Below are 15544 nucleotides of genomic sequence, written 5' to 3'. Positions count from 1 at the left end.
TAGCGCTCACAAAACTGGGGAGCGAAGGCGCCACTTTCACGTGAAAGTGGCGCCTTCGCGCTAGCGGGGTCGGCGGGTTACGAGGCGTTGCAGGACGATGAAGACGAACAGGAGTGCCCCGGTGATGATCGAGGTCCACCAGGAGTTGAGGGTGCCGTCGAAGGTGATCAGCGTCTGGATGATGCCCAGCACCATGATCCCGAGCACGGTGCCCAGCACGTAGCCGGACCCGCCGGTGAGGATGGTGCCGCCGATGACCACCGCGGCGATCGCGGTCAGTTCCAGGCCGACGCCGTTGAGCGGGTCGCCGGAGGACTTGTACAGCACCAGCAGCAGGCCGCCGAGCGCCGAGCAGAAGCCGCTGATCGTGTACACGAGGATCTTCGTGCGGCCGGTCTTGAGGCCCATCAGCATCGCGGACTGGGCGTTGCCGCCGATCGAGTACACCGTGCGGCCGAACCGCGTGAACGCCAGGACGTAGACCGCGGCGGCGACCACGACCAGCGCGATGACCACGCTGATCGAGATGTGCAGCTCGGGCCCGAGCGGGATCTGCGTCTGGGCGAGGGTGGCGATCGTCGGGTTGTCGATCGAGTAGGCCTCGGTGGTGATCGTGTAGCAGAGGCCGCGGGCGAAGAACATCCCGATCAGCGTCGCGATGAACGGCTGGATCTCGAAGAAGTGGATCAGCGCGCCCATCCCGGCGCCCAGCACCGCGCCGACCACCAGCACCACGGCGATCGCCGCGTACGCCGGCCAGCCGTGCTTCTGCATCAGGTCGCCGGAGATCACGGTGGACAGCGCGACCACCGACCCGACCGACAGGTCGATGCCGCCGGTGAGGATCACGAACGTCATGCCGACCGCGACCACGAGCAGGAAGGCGTTGTTGATGAACAGGTCGAGGATGACCTGCCCGGACCCGAAGGCCTCGTACTGGACCGCGCCGAACACGTACGCGGCGATCAGCAGCGCCATCGTCGCGAGGATCGGCACGTGCCGCTGCTGCGGCCGGTAGCCCTTGACGCGGGCGAGGGTGGTCATGCGGTGACCTCGACCTTCTCCGGAGCGGGGGTGGGCGCCGGGGTGACCGGGCGGGCGCCGCGGCGGCGGAACCGGCGGCGGAAGGCAGGCGACAGCAGCAGGCACACCACCAGCACGACGATGGCCTTGAACAGCATGATCGACTCCGGCGGGATGCCCAGCGCGTTGACGGTGGTGGTGAGCGTCTGGATGAGCAGCGCGCCGATCACCGAGCCGCCGAGGGAGAACCGGCCGCCGGTCAGCTGGGTGCCCCCGACGACGACCGCGAGGATCGCGTCGAGCTCGATGAACAGGCCGGCGTGGTTGGCGTCGGCGCTGTGCACGTTCGCGCTGATCATCAGCCCGGCGATGCCCGCGCACAGCGCGCAGAAGACGTAGACGAGCCAGGTCAGCCGCGCCGAGCGGAGCCCGGCCAGCCTGCTGGCCTCGGGGTTGCCGCCCACGGCCTCGACGAGCAGGCCGAGCGCGGAGCGGCGGACCAGCACGGAAGCGAGCACGAACACCGCCAGCGCGATCAGGATGGCGCTGGGCACCGTGAACAGGAACCCGCTGCCGATCCACTCGAACGAGTGGGAGTTGACGGTGATGATCTGCCCGCCGCTGATCAGCTGCGCGATGCCGCGGCCGGCGACCATGAGGATCAGGGTGGCGATGATCGGCTGGATGCCCAGTGCCGCGACGAGCCAGCCGTTCCACACCCCGAGCAGCAGCGAGAGGCCGAGCGCCAGGCCGAACGCGACCAGCGTGGTGCCTGCGCCGTCGGGGTTGTCGCTGATCCACAGGCAGGCGAGCGACCCGCTGATCGCCACGACCGCGCCGACCGACAGGTCGATGCCGCGGGTGGCGATCACCAGCGTCATGCCGATCGCGATGAGGATCAGCGGGGCGCCGTTCTTGAGGATGTCGACGAGGTTGCCGTAGAAGTGCCCGTCGCGCAGCTCGATCTTGAAGAACGACGGGCTGGTGATCAGGTCGCCCAGCAACAGCACCAGCAGGGCCACGACGGGCCAGAAGAGCCGCTGTTTCGTCAAGGCTTTCACGCCTGCACCCCCTCGGCCATCGTGGCCATGATGTCGTCGGCGGTGAGCGCCTGGTTGTCCCGCTGCGCCACCACCTTCCGGTCGCGCAGCACCACGACGCGGTGGCTCAGCCGCAGGACCTCCTCCAGTTCGGCGGAGATGTACACGACGGCCATGCCCTCGCCTGAGAGCTGGGTGACCAGCCGCTGGATCTCCGTCTTGGCGCCGATGTCGATGCCGCGGGTCGGCTCGTCGAGGATCAGCAGCCGCGGCTCGGTGATCAGCCACCGGGCCAGCAGCACCTTCTGCTGGTTGCCGCCGGACAGGTTGCCCACCAGCGCTTCGGGGTTGGCGGGCCGGATGTCGAGTGCCTTGATGTACTTCTCGGCGATCTCGTCCTGGCGGCGGCGCGACAGCGGCCGTGCCCAGCCGCGGGCGGCCTGCAGCGCCAGCACGATGTTCTCGCGCACGGTCAGTTCCTCGACCAGGCCTTCGGCCTTGCGGTTCTCCGACAGGAACGCGATCTTGTGGTCCAGCCCGGCCCGCGGCGTGCGCAGCGAAGTGGTCTCGCCGTCGACCTTCACCGTGCCGCTGTCGGCGTGGTCGGCGCCGAAGAGCAGGCGGGCGAGTTCGGTGCGCCCGGAACCGAGCAGCCCGGCCAGGCCGACGACTTCGCCGGCGTGGATGTCGAGGCTGAACGGCGCGACGCCGCCCTTGCGGCCGAGGTCTTCGGCGCTCAGCAGCACGGGTGCGCCGGCGACCTCGGCACGCGACGGCCCGGAGTCCTCCAGGTCCTCCAGGACCTCGAGCTCCTTGCCGATCATCTTGGTGACCAGCTCGACCGGGGTGATCTCCGCGGTGCGGTACTCCCCGATCAGCTTTCCGTTGCGCAGCACGGTCATCCGGTCGGCGATGGCGAAGACCTGGTCGATGAAGTGGGAGACGAACAGGATCGCCATCCCGGCCTCGCGCAGCGACCGGACGACCTTCAGCAGCTGCTCGACCTCGCCGGCGTCCAAACTGGACGTCGGCTCGTCGAGGACGAGGACCCGCGCGTCGACGTCGAGCGCGCGGGCGATCGCGACCAGCTGCTGCACCGCGATGGAGCAGCTGGTCAGCTCGGCCGAGACGTCCACGTGGACGTCCAGCCGGGCCAGCAGTTCTTCGGCCCGCCGCCGCATCGGGCCCCACTGGATGCGGCCGAAGCGGCGGGGTTCCCGCCCGAGGCAGACGTTCTCCGCCACGGACAGGTTCGGGCACAGGTTGACTTCCTGGTAGACCGTGCTGATGCCGGCCTGCTGGGCCTCGCCGGGCCCGCTGAAGGCGACCTGCTCGCCGTTCAGCTCGATCGTGCCCGCGTCCACCCCGTACACGCCGGTCAGCACCTTGATGAGGGTGGACTTCCCGGCGCCGTTCTCGCCCATCAGGGCGTGGACTTCGCCGGGGAACATCCGGAAGCCGACCCCGTCGAGGGCGAGGACGCCGGGGAACTCCTTGCGGATACCGCTCATCCGCACCATGGGCTGCGGTTCAGGCATTGTGCTGTGCTCCGGGGTGGGTCGCGGGGGTGGGGGGGGGGGGGGGGGGGGGTGTTCGGGGGGGGGGGGGGGCACACCCCCCCCCCCCGGGCGGCCCCGGGGGGTGTGGCTGGCTTAGTTTTGAGCGACGGGTGCCCCCCCCCCACGACCCGCAAGGCGAGGCTCAGTACTGGCGGGACGGCAGGGCGGCCTTGGCCGACGCCTGGTCGAACTCGGTCTCCTGGGTTTCGATGCGGGCGGGCACCTGCTCGCCGGCGGCAACCTTCTTGACCAGGTCCATCAGCTGCGGGCCGAGCAGCGGGTTGCACTCGACGACGTGGTTGATCTTGCCGTCGGCCAGCGCCTGCAGCGCGTCCTTGACCCCGTCGACCGAGACGATCTTGATGTCCTTGCCCGGGACCTTGCCCGCGGCCTCGATCGCCTCGATGGCACCGAGGGCCATGTCGTCGTTGTGCGCGTAGAGCACGTCGATCTTCGGCTGGGAGTGCAGGAAGGCCTCCATGACCTCCTTGCCCTTGGCGCGGGTGAACTCACCGGTCTGCGACGCGACGATCTTGTACTTCGGGTCCGCCGCGATGACGTCGGCGAAGCCCTTCTTGCGGTCGTTGGCCGGCGCCGAGCCCGTGGTGCCCTGCAGCTCGACGATGTTCACCTGGCCGGTGGCGGAGGCGAACTCCTTGGTCAGCCACTCCCCCGCCTTCTTGCCCTCGGCGACGAAGTCCGAGCCGAGGAAGGTCTTGTAGAGCGACTTGTCCGGCGAGTCGATCGCGCGGTCGGTCAGGATGACCGGGATGTTGGCGGTCTTGGCTTCCTTGAGCACGGTGTCCCAGCCGGACTCGACGACCGGCGAGAAGGCGATGACCTTGACCTTCTGCTGGATGTACGAGCGGATCGCGGAGATCTGGTTCTCCTGCTTCTGCTGGGCGTCGGAGAACTTCAGCTCGATCCCGGCGGCCTTGGCCGACTCCTGGATCGACTTGGTGTTCGCCGTCCGCCAGCCACTCTCGGCGCCCACCTGGGCGAACCCGAGCGTGATCGCCCCGCCGGACGAGCCGGACGAACCGCCACTCCCGCAGGCGGTGAGCAGCACGAGTCCGGCCGCCGCGGCCGCCGCGGCGGCCCATCGCTTCTTCAGCACGTTCACTCCTCGATCGACGGTGATCTGTGGGAAAACTCTTGTGGGGAATTCGGGGATCTGTCAAAAAATGCGTGTTAGCGCTAACAAATGCAGGATTGCCGAAGGTCCGCGCTACCGCGGGCCGGTACTCTCCCGCACGATCAGTTCGGGGACGACCAGGGCGCGCGCGTGCCGGTCGCCTCCGTCCATCCGTCCGGCCAGCAGGCCGAACGTGCGCCGCCCGACTTCGATGAAGTCCTGGCGCACCGTGGTCAGCGGCGGCGTGAAGTACGCCGCCTCGGGGACGTCGTCGAAGCCCGCCACGCGCACGTCGCGCGGCACCGAGATGCCGGCCTCGGCGAACGCGCGGAGCAGGCCGAGCGCCATCTGGTCGTTGCCCGCGAAGACGGCGTCCAGGTCGCGTTCCTTGGCGAGGGATCGCCCCGCCTCGTAACCCGACCGCGAGCTCCAGTCGCCGCGGATCACCTTCGGGACGGCGACACCGTGGCGTTCCAGGGTTTCCCGCCACCCGAGCTCGCGCTCGCGGGCCTCCAGCCAGTCCTCGGGCCCGGCGACGTGCCAGACGGTCCGGTGGCCCAGCGCCAGGAGGTGCTCGGTGGCGCGGCGGGCGCCGTCGCGCTGGTCGACGGAGATGACCGGCACCGGCGCGGTGTCCCCGCCGCCGACGGCCACGACCGGGAAGTCCGCGGGCGCGGCCTCCAGTGCGCGGCCCGCGCTGACGTGCGGGGCGATGACGATGATGCCCTCGACCGCCTGGCGGCGCAGGTTCTCCACCGCGTCGGCGATCGACGACCGGCCCGGACGGCTCACGCTGGAGATCGTGATCGCGTACCCGGCTTCCCGTGCGGCGTTCTCGATGCCGTAGAGCGTGCTGGCCGGACCGTACAGATTGGACTCGAGCGCGACGACGCCGAGCGTGCCGGTCCGCCCGGTGACCAGGGCGCGGGCCGCGGAGTTGGGCCGGTAGCCCAGCTCCTCGATCGCGGCGAGCACCCGGGCACGGGTCTCGGGGCGCACCGGGCCGGTCCCGTTGATCACCCGGGACACGGTCATGTGGGACACGCCCGCCACGCCGGCGACGTCGGTCAGGCTCGGCTGCCGCGCACCCGCGGCGGTCACCCGCACGGGTCCGCCGGAGCGGGGTCGTTCGGCCACCGGCGTCCCCTTCCGTCCGCTCCGACATGGTCTGCATCACCGGTTCCGGTGAAGGCGGGAGTCAGTGTTAGCGATAACACCCGCGGGGTCAACCCCGGCTTGCGTAACGGTCTAATCACGTGACCCGGCGGAGTCCGTTCGCCACGTTCGACGCCCCGACCTGCGGGGAGCTTCGTTTGTGATTCACCGGCTGTGTCCGCACCCCGGTGTTCAAGTGCATGTTCGCGCTCGTCAGAGGGCCACCGTGGCGGCCACCGGCAGGTGATCGCTGCCGGTGGCGGGCAGCGTCCACGAGGCGACCGGCCGGACCCCGGAAACGAAGATCTGGTCGATCCGCGCGAGCGGCAGCGAGGCGGGCCAGCTGAAGCCGAACCCGTCCCCGGCGACGTCCTGCGCGGCCTGCAGCCGGGCGGTGATCGGCCCTAGCGCGCGGTCGTCGGCAGTGCCGTTGAAGTCCCCGGCAAGCACGGTCCGCGGCGCGGGACTGGCCCGCAGAGCGTCGGCGAGCAGTCCGATGGAGTCGTCCCGGCCACCGGCGGTGAACCCGGCGTCGAGCCGCACGCGCACGGAAGGCAGGTGCGCGACGAAGACGGCGACGGGTCCCTTCGGAGTGTCCACAGTGGTCTGCATGGCCCGGGTCCACGGCATGATCTCGACGGGCCGGGTGTCCCGCAGCGGGAAGACGCTCCAGACGCCGACGGTGCCCTGGACCTCGTGGTGCGGATACGCGGCGGCCAGCGCGTCCTCGTATTTCGGGACCTCGGACTTCTTGAGTTCCTCCAGCGCGATCACCTGCGCCCCCGACGCGGCCAGCGCGCGAGCGGTGCCCGCGGGGTCGGGATTCTCGTCGTTGACGTTGTGCGAGACGAGCGTGAAGTCCCCGCCGGTTGCCCGCTTGTCGAACAGCCGCCCGCCGAAGTCGGCACCCCAGACGAGGGCGGGCAGCAGCACGGCGACGAGCGCGAGCGCGGAGCGCCGCACCAGCGCCGCGACGAGCAGGAGGACGACCAGCAGGCCGGTCCAGGGCAGGAAGGTTTCCAGCAGGCTCCCGGCGTTCCCGGCCCAGTTCGGCACCAGCGGGTGAGCCAGCATCAGCACAGCGGTGAGCACGGCAAGCACGGCAACAACCCGCCCCCGCACCCAACGCCCCCGCCGCGCCGACCCTCCAGACACGCGAGTCGACCCTCCAGACACACGAGTCGACCCTCCAAGCACGCGAGTCGACCCTCCAGACACGCGAGTCGACCCCCCAGACACGCGAGCCGACCCTCCAAGCACGCCAGCCGACCCTTCCGGCACGCGAGTCGACCCTCCAAACACGCGAGTCGACTCCCCAGACACGCGAGTCGACCCCCCAGACACGCGAGCCGACCCTCCAAGCACGCCAGCCGACCCTTCCGGCACGCGAGTCGACCCTCCAAACACGCGAGTCGACTCCCCAGACACGCGAGTCGACCCCCCAGACACGCGAGTCGACCCTCCAGGCACGCCAGCCGACCCTCCAGGCACGCGACCCCCGGCCCCACTCCGGCGATCCGCGACCCCCGGGACCGCGAGTGGCTCGGTGGCCGCGCTGCCGTCGGCGGGGCCGGGGCCGGTCGTCGCCGTCATCGGGTGGCCGCCGGCAGCTCGCGCTGGATTGCCGCGATCAGCTTCTCGCTGTTCTCCAGGGCCGCCCGCAGGCCCTGGCCCGGTGTCCCGCCCGGGCTCTGGTGCAGGACCACCCCCAGGATCAGCGCGCCGCCGCGGGACTCCGCCGCCCACATCAGGGCGCCGCCCGCTGCCGTCGACGAGCCCGTCTTCAGTCCGATCACGCCGTTGCGGCCCAGCAGCGTGTTCGTGTTCACCACCGCTCCCGGGACGCCGTCGATGCGCAGGCTCGCCTTCGCCACGATCGCGCGGATCACCGGGTTCTTCATCGCTTCGCGGGCCAACCGCAGCTGGTCGACGGCGGTGCTGGTCGTCGAGTCCTCGACGCCGCTCGCGCCGGTGTAGGTCGTGTCCGTCATGCCGAGCGCCGCCGCCTCGCGGTTCATCTTCGCGACGAACGCCTCCTGGCTGCCCGCGTCCCAGCGGGCGAGCAGGCGCGCGACGTTGTTGCCCGACGGCACCAGCATCAGCGCCAGCAGGTCCCGCTCACTGAGACTGCGGCCCGCGCGGACCGGCGCGGTCGACTCGTCCGGCGACGTCGACTCGGCCTCGGCCTGCTCGTCGACGGTGATCTGCGGGCCCGCGTCGTCCGGGCCCAGCGGGTGGTCCTTCAGCACCACGTAGGCGGTCATCACCTTCGTGACGCTGGCGATCGGCACCGGCCGCCGGTCCCCGTGGCTGCCGAGCGACCCGAGCCCCTGGACCTCGGCGCTCGCCTGACCCTGCGCGGGCCACGGCAGCGACAGGTCGACGTCCGGCCGCGCGGCGATCGCCCGGCCGGCGACCTCGGGCGGGAAGACGACCCAGCAGGTGACGGCGAGCCCCACCGCCACCGCGGCGGCGAGCCCGCCGGCGAGCGGGGAAACGCGGGTACGGGCCATGGATCTCCTCCGGGTGACGGGGTGCGCTTCGGCAGCGCACCCCGGTCACTCTGTCCGGAGAAGATCGCCGGCCCGTCGGAGTTGTTCGACAGCTGTGCTCCAGAAATGTCCCGATTCTGTACCAGCGGCTCACGAACGCTGGATGCAGTCGAGGCCCAGGCCCACGCCGGTGAGGACGTACTGGCAGATGTGCGACGCATGGGCCGCGTCGGTCTCGGTGCAGGCCAGCGGCACGCCGAGCAGGTCGACCGAGCAGTAGGCGTAGAACTGCGTCGGGTTGCCCGGGACCGGGTCGGCCGACGCCGGAGCGGCCGTGGCCACCACCGCGGAAACCGTGAGCGCCGTGGCCGCCGCCAGGGAAGCGATTCGGGTCTTCATCGTGCTCTCCTTCCGCACAACCTCCCCGCGTGTCGGGGTTCGTGCTGGAGAAGATTCCCCGTCCTTTCCCGCCATACCTGCACGTCACCGGAAAGTGTCACGTTGACGCCCGTCCCGGAGATGGCCTATAAAGAAATTTCCCGGTGTACGCCGCGCACCTCCGCTGTCCTGGTTTCCGGAGGTTTTCGGTGTCCCTGATCCACCGCGCGGCCCTGTTCGGCGCCGCCGTTCTCACGACCGCGTTCACGGTCACGCCGTCCGCCGACGTCGTCGACGTCTCCACCGCCGACCAGCTGCGCACCGCGCTGGCCAATGCCGTTCCCGGCCGGACGATCCGCCTCGCGCCCGGCACCTACCACGGCTCGTTCGTCACGACGAAAGCCGGCACGGCGACGCAGCCGATCACCCTGTCGGGCCCGTCGACGGCGATCCTGGTCAACGACGGCCCGTCAGGCGACGCACCGGACTGCCCCGAACCGACGCCGGGCTGGGACCCCGGCTACGGCCTGTGGCTGTCACGCGCGCCGTACTGGACGCTCAGCGGGTTCACGGTGCAGGAGTCCAAGAAGGGCATCGTGGCGGACGCCTCGCCCCACACGACGATCGACGGCGTGACGGTCCACCACATCGACGAGGAGGCGGTCCACCTCCGCCGTTCGTCGGCCGACAGCGTGCTGAAGAACTCGTCGATCAGCTACACGGGCCTGGTCCAGCCGGGCTACGGCGAAGGCGTCTACCTCGGTTCGGCGAACTCGAACTGGCCCTGCCACGGAAACACCGGCGGCGTCGACCGCGGCGACCGCATCCAGGTGCTGGCCAACCACATCGGCCCGTTCGTCGCGGCGGAGGCCATCGACGTCAAGGAGGGCACCACGGGCGGCGTGATCCGCGGCAACACGTTCGACGGCCGCGGCATCACAGGCCAGAACTCGGCGGACTCCTGGATCGACGTGAAGGGAACCGGCTACACGATCGAGGGCAACACGGGAACGTTCACCCCACCGGGCACGTTCGCCAACGGCTACGAGACACACAATCCGAGCACGAGCCCAGCGCTGCCGAACGGCTGCGGAAACGTTTGGCGGGACAACCGATCGGACCTGGGCGGGGTGGGCACTTACGCGATCAAGATCAGTTCGGTGTCGAAGTGCTCGGGCAATCCGAATGTGGTCTATTCCTCGAACACGGTCACGAACGCCACCGCGGGGTTGACGAACATCCCGGTGACGCCCTGAGGCGTCAGGCCAGGTCGTCCCAGGTCCACGGTTCGGCGGGGGTCCCGTCCGGCTCCCGGCCGAACCGGAACCGGGTGGCGTGATCGGCCAGTTCGAGGAACTGCTCGAACTTCCCGGCCGCGGGCAGCTGGTCCACCGGGATGACGTCGTCCGGTTCGTCGTCAGGCACGTCGGGAATCTTCGACGGGTCCCATTCCTCGTCGGAAAGGTAGGTGGCCTTCAGCCGCGCCTCGATCGCGTCTGCGTGCTCACCGGCCCCCACTTCGCGGAGGGCTGCGGTCAGTCTCGTCAGCGTGTCCGGATGATCGAGCGACAAGTTCGCCGCGATGCGGTCGGCGAGCACGGCCACCTGCTCTTGGGCGCCCAGCTCATGGAGCTGTTCGAGCAGAAAATCGGCACTCGCGTACCGGCCTACGGTCACGTGCCGCGCCGGATCACGGGCCAGCAGCGCCTCCACCTGGACGAATTCATCCACTTTGGACATCCGGTCGAGGATCATCGCTACACCGTGGGAGCTTCGAAGCGGAATTTCTCCCGCTGCTCGTGCAGCCAGAGTTGCGGTTTGCTCGCTCGCCCCGACCGACCACAGCGTACGCATCAACTCGGCGATGTCGTAGGGATCTTCCACCGCAACGTGGCCCGCTGGGTCGCGCGAGAGAAGGGCGGCAATCTGCTCTTCGGCTCCGACGTCCCGCAACGCCTGCACCGCAACTGCCACCTCGGCCGGATCGGTAATGTCGACGTGCGAGGCAGGTCGACGGCTCAGCACAGCGGCCAGCTCGTCGGCCGCGCCCGCTTCGAGCAGCGTGGGCATGAGTTTGAACTGCTCTGCCCCAGGGCGCCCGGCAGCCACGCGCCGGGCCAGTTCGCGTACTTGGCCGGTCTGCCCCAGCCGCTGCAATCTCAGCAACAAACTTCGAATGCCATAGGCGTTGCCGGCCACTGAAACCAACGCCGACGGCTTCCTGCCGAGCAACGTGCCTTCCTGACTCGCCAGCCCCAACCTGCCCAGCTCTTCCAGCAGCGTGCCGACCTCCCAGGGATTATCCAGCGAGGTCTCCGCGGCGGCACGAGACGCCAGCACTTCAACCTGTCTGTTCGCACCCAATCGGTGCCAGTCTGCCAGGAGGTTGGCCACGCCGGCAGGACTGCCCACTTGGACGGTCACTTCAGGACGACGGTCGAGCAGCACCCTCGCTTGGTCGGCGGCGCCGATGTCGTCGAGAGCCCGGAAGACGTACGCAAGGCCGCCGGGGTCTTCCAGAGGGAACTCCTTCGCGATGCGGGTGGCCAGTTCCAGAACCTGCCGGCGGGCGCCGAGCGAGTCGAGCTGCTGGAGCAAGTGCGGGCCGCCGAACGAATTCTTCACCGAGATCTTCGAGGCAGGATTGCGGGACAGCAGAACCCGCATCTCGTCGTGGGCACGGACGGCGCCGAAGACGTCGAGCAGCGCCCCGAAGCCGACCACGTCGGACAATGGCATCTCGGTCGCCGCGCGCCTAGCCAACGTGGCAACCTGGTCGCGAGCACCCAGGGCCAGGAACTGTGACAGCAGCAAACTGACTCTGCTCACGAGCGACACTGAGACTGTCGAGGCCGGATCACGGGCCAGCAACACGGCAACTTGATCGCCCCTGCCCACTGCAGTGAGTGCTTGCAGGAGGTTGTCGGTGTCCGAAGGGTCTTCGAGGGGGGCGCCGGACGCAGCGCGCGCAGCAAGGACGTCGACCTCGTCATCTGCGCCCAACCTGTGGAGCACCTCCAGCAACTTGGGCACGCCAGTCGGCCAGTCCAAGCCGACTTGAGCAGCGGGGCTCCGCCTCAGCAGCAGGGAAACAGCCTCGTCACACCCTGCCTTGTCGAGGTTCTCCAGCAGCTCGCGGACGAGGTAGGCAGACAAGAGCGATGATTCCGCGGCAGCGCGTGTGGCCAGCGTCGCTACCTGGTCGTCCGCGCCAACAGCATGAAGCAGGGCGATCAAGCCTCCGATACGGTCGTGATAACCGTCGAAGTCGACATGCGATGCAGGACCTCGCGCCAGCAACGTCGCAATCTGGTCATGAGCGCCGACGGCGCGAAGCGCATCCAGGAACGACCAGACATCTCCAGCTCGCTCCAGCGAAACAGTCGCCGCTGGGTTCCGAGCCAGGAACATGGGAACCTCGGCACGACGGACTTCGTAAAGCTTACTCAGAAAACCACCGAGTCCGGCCGCCTTGGTGATGGCAATACCGGCTGCAGCGCGCGTGGCGATCGCCTGGAGACAAGCTTGCGCATCGATCGAAGAGAGCTTCCCCATCAGGTTAGTCAAATCGTACGGGGAATCGAGAGAAGCATGGGCCACGGCCCACTCAGCGGCCCGCAGATCACCTGGATGCAGCCTGTGCATCTGCTCGACGAGCTGAGCCCCGGCAAAGGCATTGCCGAGACCAGCCGCTTTCTTGTTCAGCTCAACGGCATCGCGATACAACCCGCGCTTCCACGCCGACAAGGCCAGCGACGCCAGGCTTCCCGGGGCCGCAGACGACACCGCCGCGGCCCAGAACCCCACCGGGGGTATCCGATCCACCCGCTGTACCCGGCTGTACTGGTCCAGATAATCCGCCAGCCGATACAGCGGTTCACCGAGCTGCGGCTTCCTCCGCCGCCCGCGCCGGGCCGCGCGCTCCGGAATAGGCGTCACCGACCCCAGCGCCCCTTTGCACGGCGCCGAAATATACGCGAACGCCTCTTCCCGCCAGTTCCCCTCCAAAGCGTTGTACTGAGCGTCGGTCAGATAAGCGTCCATGGCGTTCTCGAGCAACTCCCGCGGAAGCGCGTTGCGGTGCCCCATCCGCACCGCGTCCATCGCCACGTGAATGAACGCCTTCGCCACCGGGCTCGCCCCGTAGTACTGCTCCAGCAGCGCCGGGCCGCCCGCGAGGCACTGGGTGATCTGGCCGTCGCCGGCGTGCTCGGCCGCCCACTTCAGGCGTGAGTCGGTTGACTCCTTCAGGCCGGCCAGCTCCGCCGGGGCGAACGCCTCGGGTACCTCGATGGCCGTGCCGTCCAGGACGAGCCGGACCTGTGCTCCCGGCCTCTGCGTCAGCTCCGACAGGTAGCGGGGCCAGAGCGTCCCCAATACCAGCACCGGGGCCCGGCTCGCGTCGTCGAGCAGCTTCCGGACCTTCGCCGCGACACTCTCCCCGTGCTCGCCCGCGAGGTACTCCTGTGCCTCGTTCAGCCAGACCACCGTCCGCGGCCCGACCAGGTCGAGTGCGTCCAGTGCCGCCTCCGGGCGCGTCGGGTCGTACGGGTGCAACAGGCGCCAGCCGCCCGCCGCGCGGAGGGGCTCCAGTGCCTCCCAGCACGCCCGCGTCTTGCCCGCCGAGGACCCCGCGACGAGCACCGCCATCGCGCTTTCGCCGTCCAGGGCGCGGGCCACGACCTCGGCGAGCCGGTCGTCGTGGGGACGCCGGACGTAGCGCGGCAGGGTCGGGAGCCCTGGCGTGTCGTCGAGGGTGATCGGGCGGTGGACTTCGAGCGCGAACGGGTCGACGACCTCCTCCAGCGGCTTCCCGACCGGGACCGCCTGCCACGCCGCCAGCCACAGCTCGCGGGCCCGTGCCGCCGCCGTGGCGACGTCGTCGGCGGCTGCCCTGGCCAGCACCGTCACGACCGCCACGACGTCGGCCTGGGACGGCGGCAGCTTCGGCTCGCCGATGACGCGGCCGACCGTCGTGCGGTCCGGCGCCCCGGCCAGGCTCTCGTCGGCCTCGATCCACGCGGCCATCGTGTCCAGGGTGGGCTTGCCGGCGCGCAGGTACAGCTCGTAGACGAAGTGCTTCAGCGCCCGCAGCGGGCCGGGCGGCACCGTGGGCCTGCCGATCGACCTCGACCGCCGTCTCGGATCGCTCACGTCACCACCCCTCGCCGACATTGTCACCCGGCCGTCCAGCCGTCCCCGGGCCGTCACCCGAACGGCGGCTCAGGAGCAGCTTCAGCACTTTGTACGCGTCGGCGCGACGCCCGGGGTCGCGCACGAACAGCGCGGTGAAACACGCGCTGCCGAGCAGGATCATGGACAGCACGGCCCAACAGGCGATGATCCAGGTGAACACGAGACCTCCTCAGGCGGTCGGACGGTGACCTGGCCAGCGTCAGGCCGACGGTGAGATCCCCGACGGGTTGCGACGGCCATCCGGGCCGGCCACGCCGGATCCGCGCACGCGTGCGACGAGTTGCGACGAACGGGGGCGACCCACATCACGCCGGGAACCCGGAACACTGCGGGCGCCACCGCGTTGTACAGACTGTCGGTACGGTGGTGCCCCCGGGCCTCACCCCTTGCCTTCACGGAATACCGGTCGCGCTGGAGCCGTGTCGTGCCTCTCGCCGCGAGGCGGCCCCCGTACCGGCTTTCACACTCCCGCTCTCCCCCGCAGGTTCCCCCGTGCCTTCGGGTGGGAGCGGGGCCTACGGCACGATCGAGTCGACGTAGCCGCCGTCCACGCGGACGGCCGCGCCGGTGGTCGCCGAGGCGAACGGGGAACTCAGGTACACCACCAGGTTCGCGATCTCCTCCGGCTCGATCAGCCGCTGCAGCAACGACTGCGGGCGGTGGCGCCGCATGAACTCGCGCTGGGCCTCGTCCCACGGCAAATCCGGGCCCACCAGCTCGCGGACGAAGTCCTCGACCCCGCCCGTGTGCGTCGGCCCCGCGAGCACCGCGTTGACCGTCACCCCGGTGCCGGCCGCGTGCTTGGCGAATCCCCGCGACACGCCGAGCAACGCCGTCTTCGACACTCCATAGTGGATCATCTCGGCCGGGATCACGATGGCGGAATCGCTGGCGATGTACTGGATCCGGCCCCAGCCGCGGTCGGTCATGCCCGGCAGGTACGCGCGGGTGAGCCGCACCGCGGCCAGCACGTTGACCTCGAAGTACCGGCGCCAGTCCGCGTCGGTGATGTCCAGGGGTTCCCGGGCGCCGAAGATGCCCAGGTTGTTGATCAGGATGTCGGCGTCCGGGACCTCTTCGACCACCGCGGCCGCGCCCGCCTCCTCCGAGACGTCGCCCGGCGCCGGCAGGAAGTCCGCGTCCGGCAGCCCTTCCCGCAGCCGCGCGATCGCCTTGTGAACCCCGGTTTCGCTGCGGCCATTGACCGCCACCCGCGCGCCCGCCGCCGCGAGCCCCGCGGCGATCGCCGCGCCGATGCCCTGGGTGGATCCGGTGACCAGTGCCGTCCTGCCGCTCAGGTCGACCCGCATCGTGAAAGCCCTCTCTCGCGTCGCCGGCTCCCTCCGGCCGATTCAAGCACAGCTCGACGGCGGCCACCGGCTGGAAATCCGGTTGCCCGCCGGCCGCCCGGCCGCCACGATCGCCGCATGACCACGCACTCCACGCTCCTGCCGACCGCCGCCGCGACCCCCGCGCCGGTCCGGCAGCAGCCGTGCCGCCCGCGGAGGTCGACGCCTTCCATGCCGTGACCGGCGCGCTCGCCGCCGGTCTCGTGGCAGCCGCGGA

At 70.0% G+C, this 15544-nt stretch carries 12 protein-coding genes; 1 reads left to right on the top strand and 11 read right to left on the bottom strand.

Features of this window, described 5'->3' with window-relative positions; all coding sequences use genetic code 11:
• Positions 1-60 precede the first annotated feature (60 nt).
• The 8 genes from yjfF to ABJI51_RS13500 all read right to left on the bottom strand — a co-directional run bounded on the left by yjfF (position 61) and on the right by ABJI51_RS13500 (position 8803).
• Entirely contained in the window at positions 61-1044 is a 984-nt protein-coding gene (gene yjfF / locus ABJI51_RS13535) for a galactofuranose ABC transporter, permease protein YjfF (RefSeq protein WP_348950674.1), read from the bottom strand.
• The gene (locus ABJI51_RS13530) at positions 1041-2075 is read right to left on the bottom strand and encodes an ABC transporter permease (protein WP_431605608.1); all 1035 of its coding nucleotides are present in this window, start codon (positions 2073-2075) and stop codon (positions 1041-1043) included. Before ABJI51_RS13530 ends, yjfF begins: the two co-directional genes overlap by 4 nt.
• A 5-nt stretch (positions 2076-2080) precedes the next feature.
• Complete coding sequence (locus ABJI51_RS13525; RefSeq protein WP_348950861.1) at positions 2081-3583, bottom strand: sugar ABC transporter ATP-binding protein; 1503 nt, start codon at positions 3581-3583, stop codon at positions 2081-2083.
• Positions 3584-3764: 181 nt separating this feature from the next.
• Positions 3765-4745: an ABC transporter substrate-binding protein gene (locus ABJI51_RS13520; protein ID WP_348950670.1), complete on the bottom strand. Its 981-nt coding sequence runs from the start codon at positions 4743-4745 to the stop codon at positions 3765-3767.
• Between the two features lie 105 nt (positions 4746-4850).
• A complete protein-coding gene (locus ABJI51_RS13515; RefSeq protein ID WP_348950668.1) occupies positions 4851-5894 on the bottom strand; it encodes a LacI family DNA-binding transcriptional regulator in 1044 nt (347 codons plus the stop codon).
• A gap of 231 nt (positions 5895-6125) precedes the next feature.
• Positions 6126-7067 (bottom strand): endonuclease/exonuclease/phosphatase family protein, encoded by a 942-nt coding sequence (locus ABJI51_RS13510; protein ID WP_431605604.1) that lies wholly within the window; start codon positions 7065-7067, stop codon positions 6126-6128.
• Positions 7068-7501: 434 nt separating this feature from the next.
• The gene (locus ABJI51_RS13505; RefSeq protein WP_348950664.1) at positions 7502-8425 is read right to left on the bottom strand and encodes a D-alanyl-D-alanine carboxypeptidase family protein; all 924 of its coding nucleotides are present in this window, start codon (positions 8423-8425) and stop codon (positions 7502-7504) included.
• 129 nt (positions 8426-8554) lie between these two features.
• Positions 8555-8803 carry a hypothetical protein gene (locus tag ABJI51_RS13500; protein WP_348950662.1) on the bottom strand — a complete coding sequence of 83 codons (249 nt, stop codon included), beginning with the start codon at positions 8801-8803 and terminating at the stop codon, positions 8555-8557.
• A gap of 188 nt (positions 8804-8991) precedes the next feature.
• Here ABJI51_RS13500 and ABJI51_RS13495 point away from each other — a divergent pair, with 188 nt between their 5' ends.
• On the top strand, positions 8992-10038 hold the full coding sequence (locus tag ABJI51_RS13495) for a right-handed parallel beta-helix repeat-containing protein (protein ID WP_348950660.1): 1047 nt from the start codon (positions 8992-8994) through the stop codon (positions 10036-10038).
• 4 nt (positions 10039-10042) lie between these two features.
• On the opposite strand, the gene ABJI51_RS13490 is transcribed toward ABJI51_RS13495, so the two are convergent.
• The 3 genes from ABJI51_RS13490 to ABJI51_RS13480 form a co-directional block, all read right to left on the bottom strand.
• Positions 10043-13936, bottom strand: coding sequence for a hypothetical protein (locus ABJI51_RS13490; protein ID WP_348950658.1), 3894 nt, complete (start codon positions 13934-13936; stop codon positions 10043-10045).
• A 1-nt stretch (position 13937) separates the two neighbouring features.
• On the bottom strand, positions 13938-14138 hold the full coding sequence (locus tag ABJI51_RS13485; protein WP_348950657.1) for a hypothetical protein: 201 nt from the start codon (positions 14136-14138) through the stop codon (positions 13938-13940).
• Between the two features lie 355 nt (positions 14139-14493).
• Positions 14494-15288: an SDR family NAD(P)-dependent oxidoreductase gene (locus tag ABJI51_RS13480; RefSeq protein ID WP_348950655.1), complete on the bottom strand. Its 795-nt coding sequence runs from the start codon at positions 15286-15288 to the stop codon at positions 14494-14496.
• Positions 15289-15544 lie beyond the last annotated feature (256 nt).

The sequence above is a fragment of the Amycolatopsis melonis genome (assembly GCF_040064235.1).
Taxonomy (GTDB): domain Bacteria; phylum Actinomycetota; class Actinomycetes; order Mycobacteriales; family Pseudonocardiaceae; genus Amycolatopsis; species Amycolatopsis melonis.
The sequence above is the reverse complement of the archived record's forward strand: the minus strand, read 5'-3'. Positions and strand labels throughout refer to the sequence as shown.

Excerpts from the sequence above, each read along its gene's own strand:
- ABJI51_RS13525 (WP_348950861.1), bottom strand. The coding sequence starts at position 3,583 with ATGGTGCGGATGAGCGGTATCCGCAAGGAGTTCCCCGGCGTCCTCGCC.
- ABJI51_RS13505 (WP_348950664.1), bottom strand. The coding sequence starts at position 8,425 with ATGGCCCGTACCCGCGTTTCCCCGCTCGCCGGCGGGCTCGCCGCCGCG.
- ABJI51_RS13500 (WP_348950662.1), bottom strand. The coding sequence starts at position 8,803 with ATGAAGACCCGAATCGCTTCCCTGGCGGCGGCCACGGCGCTCACGGTT.
- yjfF (WP_348950674.1), bottom strand. The coding sequence starts at position 1,044 with ATGACCACCCTCGCCCGCGTCAAGGGCTACCGGCCGCAGCAGCGGCAC.
- ABJI51_RS13480 (WP_348950655.1), bottom strand. The coding sequence starts at position 15,288 with ATGCGGGTCGACCTGAGCGGCAGGACGGCACTGGTCACCGGATCCACC.